This window comes from Chitinophaga qingshengii, assembly GCF_014529935.1.
GTDB classification, from domain to species: domain Bacteria; phylum Bacteroidota; class Bacteroidia; order Chitinophagales; family Chitinophagaceae; genus Chitinophaga; species Chitinophaga qingshengii.
This window is the reverse complement of record NZ_JACVFC010000001.1, coordinates 1,546,350-1,560,252: the sequence shown is the minus strand read 5'-3', so window position 1 is coordinate 1,560,252 and position 13,903 is coordinate 1,546,350. Positions and strand designations below refer to the sequence as shown.

Genomic DNA, 13,903 nt, shown 5'->3' with positions numbered 1-13,903 from the left:
AATAGATATTGGGTGTATTATTCGTCGATATAACACAGATCGAAATAAGAGCAGCTTTTACATATTTTGGACTGGATTGTTTTTGGGCATTGATTAGACTGTTGTAAACATGCAATTTTCTGAATGACCGTTTGTAAGTAAATAATGTCATCAGAGGTTAGTTGAATGGTCGATAGCGTTCTGATTTTGGGGTATTCCAATATAGCGCTGGCGTTGAGAATATCGTTTAACTGGAGCAGCCAAATGTAAAATTTAACTTGCCATTCGTGTGCGGTTTCCGCTTTGTTACTTCTTTTTATTTCATGGATAATTCGCTCCTGCGCATCATAAAAATCAATCTTTCCGGTTAGTTTGATTTGTCCGAAATGTGCAGATAATTCGATTTCGCAATACTTCTCAGGGCGTTGAGGATAACTGGTCTCGTGCAGCAACTTCCCATCGTAAACGATGTCGGAATTATGCTCCATGTTGATACCATGTGTATGAAACCACATTTCTCTTTGACAAATATGATATAGATTGATTAATGTTGCATTTACCTGCATAATTAAAGAAAATTAGCGTCTGAGAAAGACTGGCTGTTCAATCCATGTTGATAGTTATATACTTTTCCTTCATGTCTATCTTCATTCCAGTATGATAGATAGAAGTACCCAAATTTATCTTCTCCAAAACCATGTAGTATGGCTTTATGATCTTTTGAATAGTACAATAATGAAAAAGTAAATTTGGACATAATACTATGCAGCGTTTTTAAGTTAATGTGCACTTCCAGATCAAAGCGTTTGTCAGGAGCCTTTTTGGAAACCATTTTTTCATATATTTCCCAAATTTCGGCTCCGTTTATATGATTGTCGTTAGGGTATATGCCGATTTTTGCCAGGAATATCAGCTCATCCGCTGAAAAAAAATCTTCTGGCAATCCATCGGTTTCACTTTCAATAGTAACAGGTAACCACAGGGGAACAAAAACATTAATGTTTTGTTGATCGATTATTTTGAATGCTTCATCGGCCTTGGAAAAATGAAGATTGCGAATGAGTTGTTTATATTGTGGGAAGTGATTCGAATAGTTGTGATTGTTACCTTCATTGATGTGCGCAAATACACTTTCATATAGAAGTTTAAAATTTTTATCGCGAAGTATTTCGTAGTAGATATCGTATCCTAATTTATCTTGTATTTGTTTGTGTCGGTAGTCGTTACCATATATTCTTCCGGAGTTGTCCAGATTGAATAAATATATCCAGCAACCTTCTTTTATTGCATTCCGGTTTACTCTTGCGGCGAATTGCTCATCGAAATCGGGTAATGAAATATTCTTGAACCCAAGATCCATATCTATATCTATGCCGGCTTCGATTACCTGGGTAGTAATCAAAAGAATATTTTCAGGCTTATTATAATGCCGTTTAATATAGTTGATGATTTCCCGTCTTCTCGATTCCAGAATTGTGCCGGACAAAATAAATATCTGACTGAAAGGGTGGTCTTGTTTGTTTATTTCTTTGAAAAATTCGAAAGCGGTACCCTTAAAGATAAACTCAATAAGCGTTTTGGAGCTGCCATGCTGTTGGATATACTGCTGTGACTTTTCTATTACTACTGTTGCGAGCTCTTGCAGGCTGATTTTTCGCTTCAATAGCTCGATATCAAATTGAACCCTCCCTGAAAAGTTTAGATTCTTGATATACTTTTCGGCATTGGGAAGCAAATTGATAAATTCCGGAAATTCCTGTAAGCCAATATTCAGACTGTTTATTTTAGGGAGTGTAGCAGACATGATAATAAAGCGCATATTGAAATATTTTGCATACTGACTAATGAGAAATAACAATTTATCCCAGATGTCAGGAGGGTAGGTTTGTATCTCATCGATGATGACAACAGCGTTACATAACCTGTGTAGTGGGTAATTACCTTCCTTTTTATTGGTCTTAAGAATGTCAAAGAAACTGACATGAGAGAGTAGTGTAAAAGGATAAAGAATAAAAAGACGATCAATATAATCCTTATAGTTTTTACCATATGCTTCGTCTTCAACTTGCGAGGATGATCTGCTGTGTAAACCTGATTTTGAATGAATGGGGGCTATTTCATTTTCAGTTAACCCCAACGAATTCTTTACGGATTTATAGGTCTGTGTAATCAGCGTGGTGGCGGGAGAAACATAGAACGCCTTATTTAATTCCTGATTAGCCATTAAAAGAGATAAGCATGCAATCAGAGAAAGATTGGTCTTTCCTCCTCCTGTAGGAGCTTCCAGATAAAACAACCTGCCATCGGTGGTCTTACTTATCGTCTGAAGTAGTTCAATACCCATTTCTTGCCGAAGTTTGTTGAGATTATCTTTGCTCCTTGTTTGGGGGAAACTAAATCTGTAAGAAGGGCTACTCTCAAAAATGGCGTTGTTGGGTCCATATTGACGAAAATGTTCAAATATTTTGGACAGTTTCTCTCCTCCAAATACCCCGAAGTCATTTGTGGCAGCCTTGCTATATTCTCCATTCATATATTCATGAGTAGCCATGTAGTCGGCAGCCGTAAGCAGGGAGAAGTTAAGCTTTACCAGAGCGAATAGGGGAAATGGATGGTGGTTGTTGATTTTGGGAGCTGTGTTTTTCCAGATGTCTTCGGTTTTGGCGATAATCTGTTTCAGGCATTGGAGATCTGAATGCAGATTGTATTGAGTAAGATAGGTTGTTAACGCATCGAAAATAGAACGGATATTTTTGTACCCTCTGGGATCTGTGGGACTGCTATCCGGTAACAAACTACTGTGATGTTTTAAAATAGGGATTCCCATTTGCAGAGCACAATAGAGCAGGTTTTGTTTGATGGGGTCAGAGAGATTAGTTTTCATAATCTGGTCTATGTGAAAACTAATGTATAGGAATGCACTTAATAGCGAGTGACCATGAGGTGGATCAAGTGGACTGTTTTTATCAGCGGTGAAATGGAGTTTGTTACCCATTCTGGTGGCCTGGAATGACGGATTCACTTTTCCCCAATCGTGAAATACAACACTATATACAAACATTTGTTTCACCATTTCTCCCGCGATGTCACTATTTTGCCAACCAGCTACCAGGTCGTCAATGAGCTTGTCGACGATAGCGTCCAATCCATGTATGGATACCAGCTTTTTCATGTATTGGTTAACTAGCAATACATGATCATTCAGTATTTCCGGATCTCTTTCAGGGTGAATGTGCGCCCAATAACGGCCATGGTCTTTAAGCAGATTGGCTGGATCGGGCGCACTTTTAAGAATATCACTTACCGATTTTCTCATTAAAATAATTGAAGGATTATTTCTTCGTTATCTGATGTGATAGCCTGATATAGGTCAGGAGGTAGCTCGCTGGATTCAAGACGCCAGTTTGTGAAGACGAAGTTATTATAACTATACTGTGTTAAGTGCTCATCAAACCCGGCGGGAAGAACTTCAAAGAGGCAGAAGCTGCGTTGAGCATTGTTGTCGCTGAATATAAATGGAAGGATACTCTCTGCTTGATGAGCCTGTATCTTGTCTGATTGAATAAAGATAGATGCTATGCTGAAAGTGTCGCGGGAAAACATCGGCTCGTGCCTGTAATCTGTTATAACATTCGTTATCCAGGCCTGATACTCGTTTTTTCCCATGTAAGGAATGAAAGTTGCGCTTTCATTGACAAGTCTTTCATAGAGGGTTGCCTCTATCTGATTGTCGAGATCCAACAAAAGATAACAACGAAAAGCAGGTGAAACCAACATCGATTCTTCAATTAGAAGCGTACCATCTTCGTTAGCGTATCCCACAGTATTTGTATATTTAACACTCGTTTTTCCAAAAAGTCCATTTTTATGATTTAATGGCTGGATACCCACCGGTATATTTTTATACTTGAGATAATATTCCGGTAGCTCACCTTTTCTCTGATAGCCGTTTAATCCAGCAATGGCACCCAGGATACCCAAAAGCGCCGGTTTATGCAGGATGTTGTATGTTTGAAGAAGACCTTCGTTGTGACCAGGATTTTTAAAAAATCCGAAATCAGATTTTAGGTCGAAAGAAATCAGCCTTTCATTCATTTCAGTAACTAGTTAAGTTCGTGGTGGATCATATTTGCGGGAGCATTAATGATTTTGGTAGTGGCCTGATTATAATAGATTTCGATCTTCTCTATTTCTTTTTGAGTATTTTCCCGGGACAGTATTGCTGCTACCTTTGAGAGATCTATTTCTCGATTGTTATTAACATGGATCAGCTCCACAAATGACGGTAATACGAGTTGAGAACCATTTTTTAGCTGTACCCACAATAATGCCTCATTTTCCACGCCTGCCTTTGCTGCTGAGTCATAATAGGTAACCCCATTTTTCATAGCCTCTTTTAATCTTGTGATGTCTGTTTGACTGAGACCTGCATGGTTTACCTGTTTGTTCATTTCTTCCAGGTTCCGGGGGTTAATGGAAAAATGGTGCACATAATGTCCCTCCCGTAGCTTAAATTGATTACCGAGGGTTGTTTGCATCGAGTTCTCACCACCAGGGTTTCTAAAGGGGGAAGAGATTTGTTCTGAATATATCTGATTTTCCTCGAATCGGTTTACGCCGTGTGTGAATTGTACAGTGCCATGGAGAGAAAGATTGGTGTCTTTCGCTGCGAAAGTGCCTCCAAAAAGACGGATGTCGATGCATTGGAGCAAGTTTTCCAGTACCGCTTTTCTTGATTTGATGTTTTCTTTTTTATCACTTTTGGGTAATTCACCAAAAAATTTTGAATATGTCTGCTCCAAACTGCGGGGTTGCATCTCTTCATTCATACTCTTGAAATAGAATATCTTTTCGTCGTTGTAATGTTTGGACAGATAGTTTCGTATGCTGTATTTAATAGCCTTGTCGGTAGCATATACGGTGCCATCTGGCAGTGTTCTTGGTTGATGGGAAAAATCAGCATTATAGTTTGCATTGATTGCCTTGATAATACTGCATCCAAATACGCGGTTGCTAAAAGGGGTATTCATCTTATAAGGTTGATTTAGTTTTCAGAATGATTGTTTTCTATTTCAACAGTCTCCGATAGAGATTCTTTAGCAGGACGGTCTGCAAATAGCTCGTTATGCGAGAAGTATCCGGCCAGTATATATGGAAGTAAGTCATTTATACTGGTATTTGTTTGGTATTCCATAAGCTGCGCAAATGGATGTTTAAAGTTATTAGATGGAGTTTCATGTGCGTACTTACTAAAGAGCAACGAAATAGCTTTGTTAAGATTCGCTGCATAATGTTGCTGGAGAAAGGGAGATAACATTTTATGACTGGTATCTGCAGATTTGCTTTGATACAACAAATAGTATATTACCTGTCCTACAGTATAGGCATACTGATCATCAGATGAGATACCTGTCTCCTTACGTGCAAGTTTCTTTATGAATTCCTGGTGTTCATAAAATTTAGTGGCCATGGTGTGGGAGTGTTTATGGTTTGATAGGTTGAATTTATTGGAAAGACTAAACCAAATATTCATCTTTTCCCGTATATTCCGTTCTTCAGTGTGATGTCCGTTATCCATCTTATCTAGCCTGATGTCTTCCAGTATACTGGTTTGTAGTATGGTATCGAACATTCGTTGGGTGACTGCCTCCCGTTTGGACTTATAGATGTAGTCATAAAATGCTTTCCTGTAGGTTATAACTAATAAATATGTTTTGGCTGATTTACAGTATTGAGGATCTATTTCGTCGAAGTATCGATATCTATACGAGCCATCTTTGGTACGCATGACCAAACTATTGTCGAAAATTGTCTGTATGATTGTCTCCTGGAGTTGGAACACGTTGTCAATATAATAGGAAGAGCGTGTATTAAAGAAATCTTTAACGTACCAGGCGTTGTCGTTTTCGTCCCGTAGATAATAATCAAAACTGCTGGCTTTATCAAAGTCTTTTATGACGCCTCTGTCATAGAATAAAAGGTAATAACTATGAAGGTTTAAATCATGATTTGTATACAGTTCCTCCATTATTTCGCGGAACCCGATTCTTTTCCCATCTTCGGCTTCACGTCGGAATAGTGCGATAGATGATTGACGTATATCATCTATGGAAGATTTGAGCTGGCTTTGCGGATCGAAGATCGGTAATGGATTAGGTAATATGTTCCTGGCAAGAATATCATCCAGCTCATAAAGTGCCCGGGCTTCTGAAGAACTTATCCGTTGCGCGATGTCAAAGTAAGCTGTTTGATGGGTGAGAAACATTTTTTTGGTTGGATAACCATTCAGGTAGTTGCTCGTGCCATAAATTGAACCTTGATAATCAACATTGAAATCATTCGTGTTGAAGAGCTTATCTGTTAAGTACCGGTTGTTGGTTTCCTGATACTTATCTAGTGATGCGTCAAGGTAGATGATAACATAGTCGGTATCCTTTAATTTTTCATAAACTGTTATCCCGCTGGTCAGGCGATTAAACTTTTCTTCTGAATTAATAGCTTGCCGAAATATATTCACCTTTTCTCTTTCTTCGTCTGAATCGAGAAGCGCAGTCGCTTTTTCAAAGTAGCTGTCTATTCTTTCGTATACCTGAGATTTACTATTAGCCTGGTATTTGGATCCACCGGTTAGATTCTCCCTTTTGATTGCTATACAATATGGAGAGCAGGAATGGATGGCTTTTGTCGGTAAGTCAAAGCACTTATTGGTATCAATACACCATGCCATCTTTGAGAGGGCTGCGGATCGCTTCAGAAAATCAGTTTGTCCGGGTGTAGTTTCGGTATCCCGTGTGAAGGCATGCTGTACTATAGCCTCTTCATCAATGAACAGATGACCGCCTTCCTGTTGAATCTTTAAAAGGATATGGAGGCCTTCTTTGGGTTTTATACCGAATGACTTGAACACAGGGTCAAGAGAGTTGTTAAATGCAGATAGGATGTTTATCATGAAAGTATTTGTTTAGAATAGTAGCTCTCTTTTAATACGTCCATATAATATCAATCGCTGGTAAAAGATCTATTATTACATATCTCACAGAAGGACTTTTCCTCTAGATCTCTGTCGCAATTATTGCATATGAAGGAGGGTTTGGGCCTCTCGGCTTGTTAATTTCGAGGTTACTTTTTTTCATAAATGAAAATCTCGTTAGTGTGAATATACAATTTTCCTCACTAATATTAGATATATCATTTTTTATTTTTCGTTCTTAATTCATTATTGATTATTTTTGGTATGATTTCCTTATCAAAGGTATTGAAAGCTAATATTAGATATATTTCGCTTTTATTATATTTAATCGGACCATAGGATAAGGCTTACCTAACTCATCTGGGCCAATACACTGCCCATACAAACGCTGTTATACAGGCCTACGCCCCCATTGACAAGCAGGTTTAAGGATTTGTAATCGCCTTTTGCCTTTAGCAGGAAGTTCATATATCCCTTTATCCTTATTTGCTCTTTTGTACCTGCCTTAATCGAAATCAGTCTTGATTTGAGTGGTTTATCACACATCACTACTGAAAGACTGTTTTCTGTTGTATTGCTTTCTTCGTAGACTGTTTTATACTTCTCCGACCAATTAAACATCAGTGCATCGATGAACATAGAATTTTCCGGTGAAAGAAAAGTGTAGTGACCGTTGGTGTCCTTATAGCCGCTCACAATAGGAGATATCGGCTGCAGAAGTATATCGTGAAGTTGAGCATCATTCGGAACCGGGATGTCGGGAAGCGCTTCTACGGCGATCACTTTAAAGGTTGTTTTGCTTTTATGATCGGCTATTTCCATATGCTGATGCATAAATAGCCCTTTCATAAAGGTGAATGCTGTTTTAGGCAGGTAAAATGAAAATATAAAAGTAGCTTCCTGGCTTAACAGTACCAGCCTGTCTTCGTAAATGCGGAAGGGTACTTGTATATCCGAGCAAGTGAATAGTTTGAATGTCTTTAAAGAGTCCGCTCTCCGGTAGCCGATGTCATGAAGGAAAGTAGCATAACCTGCATCGCCACGGGAAAGGATTCGATAGATTGCTGCTGACAGTGGGTATTGATAGTTGATAGGGATAATAGATCCGGGTTGTAGTGCGTTTAATGTAATCTTAAGCTGCATGACCAATTTTGTTCCGGGCAGAAAATTAGGGAAATAAATTTTTCAGATAGTTAATTCCTTGTAAATGCGTAAATATACGTTTCTTATAATATATTCTCATCCATCGTTTTTACCGATCATTCCCATTAAAAAATAGCATTTTCCTAATCCGTAATATTGATGCAATTTGCATCGGTGATAAATTAAGATGAACATGCAGATAGCATTCAGACAAGCAACTTCCGGCGATGCCGCTCCTATTTGGGAGATTTTAAAAAAAGCCATCGCCCGCAGAAAGGCCGAAGGCAGCGATCAATGGCAGGATGGATACCCCAATCCGGAAGTAGTAGCCAGAGATATTGAAAATGGCTACGGTTATGTATTGGTAGATAAAGATACAGATACAATAGTGGGATATTGTGCCCTGCTGATCAACGATGAACCGGCGTATGAAGCAATTGATGGCGCCTGGTTAACAAACGGCGACTTTGTGGTATACCACCGCGTAGCTATTTCAGAAGATTACCTGGGGCAGGGACTGGCACAGCAGATGATGAAATCCATAGAAGAATATACCCGTGCGAAGGGCATTGTAAGCCTGCGGGCAGATACCAACTTCGACAACCAGGGGATGTTGCGCATCTTTGACAAGCTGGGATATGTGTACTGTGGCGAAGTGGATTTCCGCGGCGCTAAAAGACGGGCATACGAGAAGTTGTTGCAATAGCCAGGCAGATGTTTTATCTTCCTGTTTATGAAACATTTCCTGTTTGCCCTCGTACTATTTCCTCTTCTCTCTTTTGCTCAGCAGAAGCAAGTGGCCATCACCCTTGACGACGCTCCCGTGATGGCTTTACCGGGTGATTATACTGCCGCCCAACGGAAAGCCATCAACGAAAAACTGCTGCAACAAATAACGGTTCTACATACACCGGTGACCGTCTTTATCAACGGGGCGAATTGTATTGTTCCCGATAATCAGTTGTTGTTAAAAATGTGGGCCGATCATCCACTGGTAACCCTGGGTAGCCATACATTGAACCATGCTAATTGCGCGGACCTGTCCCTCGATAGTTTTTAGATGTCTGCGTATATTCGTTATGCGTTAGCCTGCTTTGATTAACCGGGTTTTGATATTTTGTAACTGGTGAACATGCCGTTGTGCGTGGATGTTGATAAACTGAATCCACTCCAGCCGGGTGAAGGGTTCAAATCCGTATACCACAAAGTCCAGGCAGGTATCTTCCAGGTCAACCGTTTCAGCAGCGAGTTTCAGCTTATCCCAAAGGCGACGGATATCATTTAGCAGCGCTTCTTTCTCGTGGCTGGTTTGTGTAGGCAGTATCATTTCCGGTGAGGAGAATTTCTGTGTGAAATCCAGGAACACATCGCGGATGGCTTGTACCTGTGCATCCGCCGGACGTTCGGTAGGCGCTACGTTGCCATACACGATAGCGCAGTCGCTGGCTTTCGCGATATGCTCCGCTACCTGGCCGGGTGACCAGCTGCCTTCAAATGGTTGCTTGTCAATTTCTGCTGCTGCAAAAGTGGACAGGGTGTCCAGCAACAGGGTGCGGGTGTTTTCTACATCGATGATCAGTTGCTGACGCATAGTATTGGGTTTTGATACAAACCTACGCTCATTTTACCACCCTAAAGGGGTGTAAGTCTGACTTTTCACAGGGCGCATTGCGACAATCCATTTTAATAGCTATCTTGTGCGCAAAATAATTCCACGTACAAAACCACTCACCATGAATTTACAGACATTTATGACTGCTATGACCGGTGCCAGCCCGCCCGACGGGCTGACGGTGTATTTGCAGGCATTGTGGTACGCCGGTAAAGGAGACTGGAACCAGGCACATGAACTGGTACAGGACTTGCCCGACCATGATGCGGCCCATATTCACGCTTATCTGCACCGGGTAGAAGGAGATCAATGGAACGCCGACTACTGGTACCGCAGAGCCGGAGAAAAAAGTCCGGTCGTTGACCTGGAAACCGAATGGCAACAGCTCGTTACAAAGATGCTGGGCGCCGGAAAAAATTAATCATCAACATAACTCAACAAATAAACATGAAAGGAAAAATCATATTAACAGCCTTCCTGGCAGGCGGATGTTTCATTGCCCAGGCACAGGAAAAGAAAGCAAAACCTGAAGATACGGAAGTATACACCCCTGTTCCGCCGGAAGTAAAGCCTGGTAAGAAATGCGGCGATGCACCTTCTGATGCCGTCGTGCTGTTTGACGGTTCCAACCTGGACCAATGGGTGATGGCGGACGATAAAAGCCCTGCCAAATGGAATGTATCCAAAGGAATACTGACGGTTAACAAACAGGCAGGTAATATCGAAACTAAAAAATCCTTCAATAACTACCAGTTGCATATCGAATGGCGCGTACCGGCCAATATTACCGGCACCGGGCAGGGGAGAGGCAACAGCGGCGTGTTCCTGGCTTCCATCGGTAAAGGCGATGCGGGTTATGAGCTACAGGTGCTGGATTCCTATAATAACAAGACTTATACGAATGGCATGGCAGGTAGTATCTACAAACAATTTGTACCCTTAGCCAATCCAACCAACAAACCAGGCGAATGGCAGGCATATGATGTGATCTGGACTGCGCCGGTATTCGGCAGCGATGGTAAGTTACAAAGCCCGGCCAGGGTGACCGTATTGTTTAACGGGGTACTGGTACAGAACAACGTGGAACTGAAAGGTCCTACCCAGTACATCGGTGAGGCAGCCTACCGCCAGGCACATGGTGCAAGCCCTATCAAGCTGCAGGCCCACGGCGATAAGAGCGAGCCGCTGAGCTTCCGTAACATTTGGATACGTGAATTATAAACCTTCTTTGTTTGCTGCTCATTTGAATATCAAATGGGCAGCAAATGAGTATATCGCAGAGGAGTAGCCCCATATCTTCCAGCAGCCAGCCCCACAACGGACCCACCCCAAAGGATAATACTGTTCTCGCTATTTTGGCTAACCGGTAATACATAATTTTACAGGCCACAAACTTACTGTCGTATTTTTACATCCGGGGGTATCGTTTCCGACAAAAAAGGAGGTTGTTTACGACAACGGTTTTTTTTATATTTGGAATATGAAACACATCTCCATCCTCGTCCCCAAAGGTGATGTAGCCCTATCTTGCATCGAAGGTTCATTTACTGTGTTTAACAAGGTCAATGACTTTCTGGCCGCATCGGGCAGATCCCCTTTATTTAAAGTGCAACTGGTGGGCCTTGCACGGGCTCCAGAAACCTACCACCGTCTTTTTGCTGTTACCCCGGATCTTATCCTGGATGAAGTCAGCCAAACAGATCTTATCGTTATTCCTGCGGTCAACGGCGACTATCAGCAGGTCATCAGCATGAACAAGGAGTTCTTTCCCTGGATTGTGAAGCAACATCACAAGGGAGCAGAAGTAGCCAGTTTATGCGTGGGTGCTTTCCTGCTGGCGTCTACCGGTTTGCTGGACGGTAAAAAATGTTCTACCCACTGGTTTGCGGCCCATCACTTCCGGAAAATGTTCCCCGATGTAGAACTGGTTTCTGAAAAAATCATCACCGATGAAGGAGGGATTTACTCCAGCGGCGGGGCAGCTTCTTTCTACAACCTGATCATTTACCTGGTAGAGAAATATGCCGGTAAGGAGCTGGCAGTACTCTGTTCCAAGATGTTCGAGATTGAGTTTGAACGCAGCACCCAGTCGGCCTTTATCATCTTTGAAGGCCAGAAAGGCCACGATGATGAACCTATCCGGAAAGCCCAGGAGTACATCGAACAAAACTTCTCTGAGAGAATTTCGGTGGACCAGCTGGCGGCCATGTTCTCCCTCAGCCGTCGCAACCTGGAACGGCGCTTCAAAAAAGCTACCTCCAATACCGCTGTGGAATATATGCAGCGCGTAAAAATCGAAGCGGCCAAAAATAGCCTGGAAACCGGATCTGAAAACGTGACGGAAGTGATGTATAAAGTAGGCTATACCGACACCAAAGCATTTCGTACGACCTTCAAAAAAATTACCGGACTCTCTCCGCAGGAGTACCGCAATAAATATAACAGACAAGTGGCTGTTGCCAGCTAACCGGCTGGGATAGTTATCTAACCTTTTGTTGCTTTTCTTCCTCATTCAGTCGCTCTCCGGATGGGTATTTCCCTGCTCATCCGGACAGGGATATGCCGTCTCTGCCCGATTACAGGCAGGGCGTAATTTTTAAGCTGTATCGTTGTAAACAACGGTAATATGAAAACATGCCCGGACGAAGCTAACCGGGGATGAGGAGCTAACCCCGTCGTATATATGAAGGGACCGCCGTCAGGCGGTCCCTTTTAAATGTCATCATAGCGGTTACAGATCTTCCGGCAGTGGTTCGTCGCCGGCCAGTTCTTCATCATCGATGGGCGTTTTCTCCGGTACATCTTCTGTCGCTCTTCTTTGTTCGGCTATCCGTTGTTTGTCGTGCGGATCAACCGGGTGCAACTTTTCTTCATCTGTAACGCTTTTGTGCTCCTTGCTACGGTCAGGACTGGTTGTGTTTTTTTGCGCTGGCATAACACATAGATTTACGGATGAACAATAAAACCGGTACGCTACCGGCCTGTCTTGTTATGATAGGCCGTTTCCCATGCATTGATAGCTTCTTCCACGGTTTCTCCCGTTCCGAGAACAGCACCGTCGCACCCTGCGCCCCAGATACAGAAATATTCCGGCCCGTCGCGATATACATCAGGCATGAAATTTCTGGCGGCAGGAGGGAGTGCCGGATTACTATAGTCTATCTTTACATGTTCTCCTTCTAACGAGAAATGGTTCATACTTGAGCTGTTTTCTCACCTTATCTGCCTAAAAAACCATGCCGCTACCGCCGATCATTTTCTTTGTTTTATACAATAAAAGCAGGGAAATGTGCAATGATTCCGAAGGTTTGCCGTCTTACTTTTGTGCTGGCAAACACGGCCTTGGGTAAGACATCAGCATGAAGCCTAAAAATATAAGGTATAATCCGTATTTGTGCTGCATAAACCGCCGCTGCCGTGCCATTCGTCCATCTTGTTGGCAGCAAAAAATCTTTTATAACAGTTGTAGGTTAATTATAAACCGGGGTATTCTTATCCCGGTTTTTTTGTTGAATGGGTAGGTTGTTCCACGATGAAAGCCAGCGCAGGCCTCGTTTGCCGGGTTGCGCAGGTGACAGGGGCATTAAAGAAAACCGGCATGCTCCGATGACAGCCTTTTTACAACAGAAATATGTATCTTCCGGCCATGACGCCCGCTGCTGAAAATATAACCATTCAACTGCTGGAAAAGCACGATGCTCTTCCCTATGACCTGCTGCTGCTTGCCGATCCCTCCCGGGAGATGATTGACGCGTATGTTCCGCATTCCTTTGTGTATGTAGCGCTGATGCAGGAAATACGTATAGGCGTTTACGTGCTGACGCCGCTGGGAGAAAAAAAGGCAGAAGTGAAAAATATTGCCATCCATGAAACATGGCAGGGGCGTGGTTTAGGTAAACAACTGCTGACCGATGCCGCCGCAAAAGCCCGGGAACTGGGATTTGAAAAACTGGTGATCGGTACCGGCAACTCCAGTGTGGCGCAACTTTATCTGTATCAACGCAGCGGTTTCGAGATAACGGAGATACGCAAGAACTTCTTCCTGCAACACTATCCCGAACCCATCTACGAAAATGGTATTCCCTGTAAACACATGATCATGCTGGAGAAACAGCTATAACTGAACAGGGCGTGTATTAAAACCGGACAATTTAAAATATTTTTATATTTATAGTATTTTGATAGATATAGCTTGTCCA

Annotated in this window: 15 protein-coding genes; 6 read left to right on the top strand and 9 right to left on the bottom strand. The window is 42.3% G+C overall.

The features are described 5' to 3' along the window. Positions 1-17 precede the first annotated feature (17 nt). From cas4 to ICL07_RS05775, 6 genes are all read right to left on the bottom strand, one after another. Positions 18-545, bottom strand: coding sequence for a CRISPR-associated protein Cas4 (cas4, locus tag ICL07_RS05800; protein WP_188086974.1), 528 nt, complete (start codon positions 543-545; stop codon positions 18-20). A 2-nt stretch (positions 546-547) separates the two neighbouring features. Next, positions 548-3,295: a CRISPR-associated helicase Cas3' gene (gene cas3 / locus ICL07_RS05795; RefSeq protein ID WP_188086973.1), complete on the bottom strand. Its 2,748-nt coding sequence runs from the start codon at positions 3,293-3,295 to the stop codon at positions 548-550. Then, positions 3,295-4,074, bottom strand: coding sequence for a type I-B CRISPR-associated protein Cas5b (gene cas5b / locus ICL07_RS05790; protein ID WP_188086972.1), 780 nt, complete (start codon positions 4,072-4,074; stop codon positions 3,295-3,297). Before cas5b ends, cas3 begins: the two co-directional genes overlap by 1 nt. Before the next feature lie 8 nt (positions 4,075-4,082). Further along, a complete protein-coding gene (locus ICL07_RS05785; protein ID WP_188086971.1) occupies positions 4,083-5,009 on the bottom strand; it encodes a type I CRISPR-associated protein Cas7 in 927 nt (308 codons plus the stop codon). A 14-nt stretch (positions 5,010-5,023) separates the two neighbouring features. Further along, the gene (locus ICL07_RS05780) at positions 5,024-6,928 is read right to left on the bottom strand and encodes a hypothetical protein (RefSeq protein WP_188086970.1); all 1,905 of its coding nucleotides are present in this window, start codon (positions 6,926-6,928) and stop codon (positions 5,024-5,026) included. A 372-nt stretch (positions 6,929-7,300) separates the two neighbouring features. After that, positions 7,301-8,092: a CRISPR-associated endoribonuclease Cas6 gene (locus ICL07_RS05775; protein ID WP_188086969.1), complete on the bottom strand. Its 792-nt coding sequence runs from the start codon at positions 8,090-8,092 to the stop codon at positions 7,301-7,303. A gap of 193 nt (positions 8,093-8,285) precedes the next feature. Between ICL07_RS05775 and ICL07_RS05770 the strand changes: the two genes are divergently transcribed. Both ICL07_RS05770 and ICL07_RS05765 read left to right on the top strand, forming a co-directional pair. Next, entirely contained in the window at positions 8,286-8,798 is a 513-nt protein-coding gene (locus ICL07_RS05770) for a GNAT family N-acetyltransferase (RefSeq protein ID WP_188086968.1), read from the top strand. A gap of 27 nt (positions 8,799-8,825) precedes the next feature. Further along, on the top strand, positions 8,826-9,152 hold the full coding sequence (locus tag ICL07_RS05765) for a polysaccharide deacetylase family protein (RefSeq protein ID WP_188086967.1): 327 nt from the start codon (positions 8,826-8,828) through the stop codon (positions 9,150-9,152). A 24-nt stretch (positions 9,153-9,176) separates the two neighbouring features. On the opposite strand, the gene ICL07_RS05760 is transcribed toward ICL07_RS05765, so the two are convergent. Then, the gene (locus ICL07_RS05760) at positions 9,177-9,683 is read right to left on the bottom strand and encodes a DinB family protein (protein WP_188086966.1); all 507 of its coding nucleotides are present in this window, start codon (positions 9,681-9,683) and stop codon (positions 9,177-9,179) included. 142 nt (positions 9,684-9,825) lie between these two features. On the opposite strand from ICL07_RS05760, the gene ICL07_RS05755 reads away from it, so the two are divergent. The 3 genes from ICL07_RS05755 to ICL07_RS05745 all read left to right on the top strand — a co-directional run bounded on the left by ICL07_RS05755 (position 9,826) and on the right by ICL07_RS05745 (position 12,171). Next, the gene (locus tag ICL07_RS05755) at positions 9,826-10,125 is read left to right on the top strand and encodes a hypothetical protein (RefSeq protein ID WP_188086965.1); all 300 of its coding nucleotides are present in this window, start codon (positions 9,826-9,828) and stop codon (positions 10,123-10,125) included. A 26-nt stretch (positions 10,126-10,151) separates the two neighbouring features. Continuing rightward, positions 10,152-10,925, top strand: a complete 774-nt coding sequence (locus ICL07_RS05750) for a 3-keto-disaccharide hydrolase (protein WP_188086964.1) — start codon at positions 10,152-10,154, stop codon at positions 10,923-10,925. Between the two features lie 259 nt (positions 10,926-11,184). Then, positions 11,185-12,171: a GlxA family transcriptional regulator gene (locus tag ICL07_RS05745; protein WP_188086963.1), complete on the top strand. Its 987-nt coding sequence runs from the start codon at positions 11,185-11,187 to the stop codon at positions 12,169-12,171. A 264-nt stretch (positions 12,172-12,435) separates the two neighbouring features. Here ICL07_RS05745 and ICL07_RS05740 read toward each other — a convergent pair whose 3' ends face one another. Together ICL07_RS05740 and ICL07_RS05735 are read right to left on the bottom strand one after the other, a co-directional pair. After that, on the bottom strand, positions 12,436-12,639 hold the full coding sequence (locus ICL07_RS05740; RefSeq protein WP_188086962.1) for a hypothetical protein: 204 nt from the start codon (positions 12,637-12,639) through the stop codon (positions 12,436-12,438). A gap of 38 nt (positions 12,640-12,677) precedes the next feature. Continuing rightward, positions 12,678-12,902, bottom strand: coding sequence for a hypothetical protein (locus ICL07_RS05735; protein ID WP_188086961.1), 225 nt, complete (start codon positions 12,900-12,902; stop codon positions 12,678-12,680). 433 nt (positions 12,903-13,335) lie between these two features. Between ICL07_RS05735 and ICL07_RS05730 the strand changes: the two genes are divergently transcribed. Further along, positions 13,336-13,824 (top strand): GNAT family N-acetyltransferase, encoded by a 489-nt coding sequence (locus ICL07_RS05730; protein ID WP_223151759.1) that lies wholly within the window; start codon positions 13,336-13,338, stop codon positions 13,822-13,824. Positions 13,825-13,903: the final 79 nt, after the last annotated feature.

Coding starts and splice junctions, on each gene's coding strand:
- ICL07_RS05735 (WP_188086961.1), bottom strand. CDS start 12,902: ATGAACCATTTCTCGTTAGAAGGAGAACATGTAAAGATAGACTATAGT.
- ICL07_RS05780 (WP_188086970.1), bottom strand. CDS start 6,928: ATGATAAACATCCTATCTGCATTTAACAACTCTCTTGACCCTGTGTTC.
- ICL07_RS05755 (WP_188086965.1), top strand. CDS start 9,826: ATGAATTTACAGACATTTATGACTGCTATGACCGGTGCCAGCCCGCCC.
- cas4 (WP_188086974.1), bottom strand. CDS start 545: ATGCAGGTAAATGCAACATTAATCAATCTATATCATATTTGTCAAAGA.
- ICL07_RS05785 (WP_188086971.1), bottom strand. CDS start 5,009: ATGAATACCCCTTTTAGCAACCGCGTATTTGGATGCAGTATTATCAAG.
- ICL07_RS05750 (WP_188086964.1), top strand. CDS start 10,152: ATGAAAGGAAAAATCATATTAACAGCCTTCCTGGCAGGCGGATGTTTC.
- ICL07_RS05765 (WP_188086967.1), top strand. CDS start 8,826: ATGAAACATTTCCTGTTTGCCCTCGTACTATTTCCTCTTCTCTCTTTT.
- ICL07_RS05740 (WP_188086962.1), bottom strand. CDS start 12,639: ATGCCAGCGCAAAAAAACACAACCAGTCCTGACCGTAGCAAGGAGCAC.
- ICL07_RS05745 (WP_188086963.1), top strand. CDS start 11,185: ATGAAACACATCTCCATCCTCGTCCCCAAAGGTGATGTAGCCCTATCT.
- cas5b (WP_188086972.1), bottom strand. CDS start 4,074: ATGAATGAAAGGCTGATTTCTTTCGACCTAAAATCTGATTTCGGATTT.
- cas3 (WP_188086973.1), bottom strand. CDS start 3,295: ATGAGAAAATCGGTAAGTGATATTCTTAAAAGTGCGCCCGATCCAGCC.
- ICL07_RS05730 (WP_223151759.1), top strand. CDS start 13,336: ATGTATCTTCCGGCCATGACGCCCGCTGCTGAAAATATAACCATTCAA.
- ICL07_RS05770 (WP_188086968.1), top strand. CDS start 8,286: ATGCAGATAGCATTCAGACAAGCAACTTCCGGCGATGCCGCTCCTATT.
- ICL07_RS05760 (WP_188086966.1), bottom strand. CDS start 9,683: ATGCGTCAGCAACTGATCATCGATGTAGAAAACACCCGCACCCTGTTG.
- ICL07_RS05775 (WP_188086969.1), bottom strand. CDS start 8,092: ATGCAGCTTAAGATTACATTAAACGCACTACAACCCGGATCTATTATC.